This window comes from Paucilactobacillus suebicus DSM 5007 = KCTC 3549 (genome assembly GCF_001434475.1).
In the GTDB taxonomy this organism is placed as follows: Bacteria; Bacillota; Bacilli; order Lactobacillales; family Lactobacillaceae; genus Paucilactobacillus; species Paucilactobacillus suebicus.
The window spans coordinates 1-3,652 of sequence record NZ_AZGF01000060.1 but is presented as its reverse complement, the minus strand read 5'-3'; the positions used below and the strand labels follow the sequence as shown (position 1 = coordinate 3,652).

The 3,652-nt window shown below is 34.6% G+C and carries 3 protein-coding genes; 2 read left to right on the top strand and 1 reads right to left on the bottom strand.

Annotated features, from left to right (window positions below; all coding sequences use genetic code 11):
* Nucleotides 1–40: 40 nt before the first annotated feature.
* Complete coding sequence (locus tag FD16_RS13280; protein WP_268869694.1) at nt 41–172, bottom strand: hypothetical protein; 132 nt, start codon at nt 170–172, stop codon at nt 41–43.
* 229 nt (nt 173–401) lie between these two features.
* Here FD16_RS13280 and FD16_RS12890 point away from each other — a divergent pair, with 229 nt between their 5' ends.
* Together FD16_RS12890 and FD16_RS12355 are read left to right on the top strand one after the other, a co-directional pair.
* Complete coding sequence (locus FD16_RS12890) at nt 402–518, top strand: hypothetical protein (protein WP_235778192.1); 117 nt, start codon at nt 402–404, stop codon at nt 516–518.
* A gap of 1,477 nt (nt 519–1,995) precedes the next feature.
* On the top strand, nt 1,996–3,652 hold a 1,657-nt coding region (locus FD16_RS12355), incomplete at its 3' end, for a mucin-binding protein (protein WP_169788242.1).

Sequence of the window (3,652 nt, the reverse complement as noted above, 5' to 3'; positions counted from 1 at the left end):
TCTATCAGTACCAAATATTGTAGAACCGAAATAAAAAAGACTACTTCTTTAAGTAATCTTTAATTAATTTTTCTAGTAGTGCGCCAACACTTGTGTTTTTATTGATAGCTTTTATTTTAATTTGCTTAATTAATTGGGGATCAAGTGTCGTTGTAAACTTTTTTTTCTCCATGGTATCACCTCTTCTACAAAGATACACTACAACAGTATTTGTGTAAACACGTTCAAAAGGAACAATTTAGCGAAAACGGATTTAACGCGAACACATGCTGTTATCGGCGCATACCATGGCATTAATTATAGCGATGTTAGAAGCCAATATCCTGATGAATGAATCGCGTATTGCTTTGATTTTTTAGATAGTAAAGTGATGGCATGGCTGGCAAAAGTTTGTGTTGACGATGTTAGTCGGCTGGTGCAATGATAAACGATTTACGCGAGCCATTACTTCGGTGGTACGGCATAATGAGAAAACTTATCTGGTATCAATCATTACAATTGTACATGTATTTACTTGAATCATTAGACAAATCTAGTCAACCATTCTTAGGGAGATCGACTAATTTTAAGCAACCATTTAGAAACTGCACAAGTCAAAGTATTTAGGCTTACCCAAGCACAATAGGAGCTAACTTAAACGAAAAAAGTAATCTTCCAGTAACATCAACACAAAGAAAATTGCCATTTCAGTTATAGTAGGTCTCATTGGAACCATCTACCATCTTATTAAAAACGATGAATTGTATGATCCATCAAAGTACTTAGCGGAACAATAGATGTCAATTCATTCAAGCACATTGTAACATCTCAAAAAAAAACATATATGTTTTTTTGAAATTCCTACAAGTCGTTAAAGAACGACGTCTTTCGATAATAACATGTTACCTTTAAATTATCATATAAATATTTTATGTGGGTATATACTAGCAGTTCACCATTTGTACTTGAATAATGGTATAAAAAAACTGTTCTAAGATTTGACGAGTTAAACTGCTAAGTATTTTTAATCAAACCAGTCGTATTAAAGGTAGGCCATAGAGAATCTATCTATTGATTAAGTTTCTTTTTTTATGTCCTTCAGTACAGAGAAATCTAATAGGTTTTCACAGTCTTGAATTAAGGCTACTTTGTCAGCTGATTGCCCCTAGTTCCGATCTTTAGCAACTAAACATCATCAATGTGCTGATTTGTCTAATCCAAGTCCAATAATTAGCTATGAAATATGTTAAAGAATTGTGGGTGTTTAGACCCGCTACCTTTAGATTTAGTTCCATAAGTGGTTCTTGATTTCTGGAACGTGCATGTACTCAGTCAACTTGTGACTGCCAGTTTAACCAAAATGATCATACCAATTATGATTAAACCTCATCTTTATGTCTTAATTTTTGAACATTGAATCAGATTCGTTGAACATGATATGTTATTCATTGAATCGAGTATTCATTATCAATATTTAATTAGTATTCGTACCCTAGTGATGAGACAAAATAAAAGGTAACGCTTATATATAAGCGTTCATAAAACAGGAGAAATAATCCTATTTCATTGGATCATTATTGTGAGTGGAGGGGTTAAATAATCAGGTAAAAAATATTAACGGCCACTAGATTTTGAAAAAAGGTAGTTAGAACTACGCTGTTGCACAGTACCATGTTTAATTTCACGTGATATAGTGCTGCAACTTCTATAAGGTAGATTGGCAATGTACGCTTGAAACTTACCAGCTTTCAAAAAAATTGATCTTACCTATTTCTTCTGGTGTTAGTTGTTAATAATGCTTATCGTTGCTATTCTCGGATTTTGTTATGAGAATTTTCTTTCTTTAGATTTTTAGCACCTAGATTTTAAATCAAGGGAATGAATTAATTTTACGATCTACTTACATTAACGAAATTTTTATATATAATAAATATTATAGATATAATTTTTAACATATCAATATGCTCACTACTTGACAGGAGGGTTTTAGAACATGAAAAAAAGGTTAGGTTTAAAATGTATAAAGATGGTAAAAAATGGTGTTTTGCGGCCATAGCAACTGTAACATTTGGTGCTGGCATTGTTTATAATACCAACAGCGCCCATGCAGACACAAACGATAATGCTACCATCACAGCAAGTGCAAGTACAGCAAGTGCAACAACAAACGCGAGTGGCGCCTCAAGTACAAGCTCGGCAAGTAGTATTTTAAAAAGTGTTACTTCTACAGATAGTCAGATAAGTAATGTATCTGTAAGCGTAACTACAGAAGATGGCACAGTAATGAATGGGGGAGATTCATATACCATCGCTAGTGGACAATCTGTCAATCTTTCTTCAATTAATATCTCGTTTACATTGACGCAAGATGGTACTTTAACATCGGGAAGTGTCGTTAAAATACCAGTGTCTGTTACCAACAACTCAGACGAACTTGTATCGTCGGCACTAAGCTCGGGCACTTCTATTGATATTGAAAATGTTGGTACAATTTACTACGAGGATGGATACTACGTTCTAACTATAGGTGATGACTTTGATCAAACTGTGGGTAAACAAGTATCTGTTACTGTAACTGAAAAACCAGCTAGTACATCAAAAATAACAGCCACAGATAGTTACAATAACATGGTTCTAACCATAGGAAACGAAACATTTACTTTTATTCCTCAGCATCGTACTTACACAGAAGATACTGGTGATTACAGTAGCTCTGATTTTTCATATAGTCCCAGCGCTAATACTATCAACACTGGTACAACTATGACAGATCCTAATTATATTAATAACATCATTAGTAGTAATGGTTCTGATGCAGGAGAAACAGGTATTCCAACCGGGAATATAATCAGTATTCAGCATATTTCGACTTCTGGTTCTTCCGTTGTTAGCATAAAATTAGGTACTTATTTCGGATCAAGTACACTACAAATAAATGAAGATGGTACCTATTTAATTACAGGGGATAATTCAGAATCTTTCAGTCTTGGAGACAATACTGGTATTATTAATATAATTACTATGTCCGCCGATTCTACGGACGCTGAAATTATTGCAGCTTTAAATGCTGCAGGTAAGGGATCGGGAGTAATAATTGAAAATAGTGATGGTTCTTACACTCTTGCCTATAATTTTGGAGTAATAACTAGTGATGACAATAAGACCTACGGAGAAGTTTTTGGTGATTCGGCTGATGCCGGTATATCAACGTCATCTGATGCATCTCAAGAAATAAATAGAACGGATGATGTTAATGCTAAACTTAATGAATTACTATCGTCAGCTTATATCATTCAAGACCTTGGTGTTCAAAACAACGTCGTCTTTTCTGATGGCTCAGTGATTAACTATTTGACAGGTACAGGTACTGAATACAATGTTGATTCATCTGGAACAGCTACGGTTATTTCCAGTAGTAACTTCAGTTCTAGTACTACCCCTTCAAACTCCCGTGCAGAAGGACAGAGCAAAATAACGGTTCATTATGTTGATGAGAACGGGACAGAACTACAATCTGATCAAGATGTTTACTATGTATATGCTCCTAATAAAGAAAGCGCCACCGTTACTTACATTGACGACACAACTGGTGAAGTGCTAAGCACTGCAAATCTTTCTGGTAACTATGGTACCACCGATTCGTATAGGACTGCTGATACTATTCAGAACTACG

Excerpts from the sequence above, each read along its gene's own strand:
- FD16_RS12890 (WP_235778192.1), top strand. The coding sequence starts at position 402 with ATGTTAGTCGGCTGGTGCAATGATAAACGATTTACGCGAGCCATTACT.
- FD16_RS13280 (WP_268869694.1), bottom strand. The coding sequence starts at position 172 with ATGGAGAAAAAAAAGTTTACAACGACACTTGATCCCCAATTAATTAAG.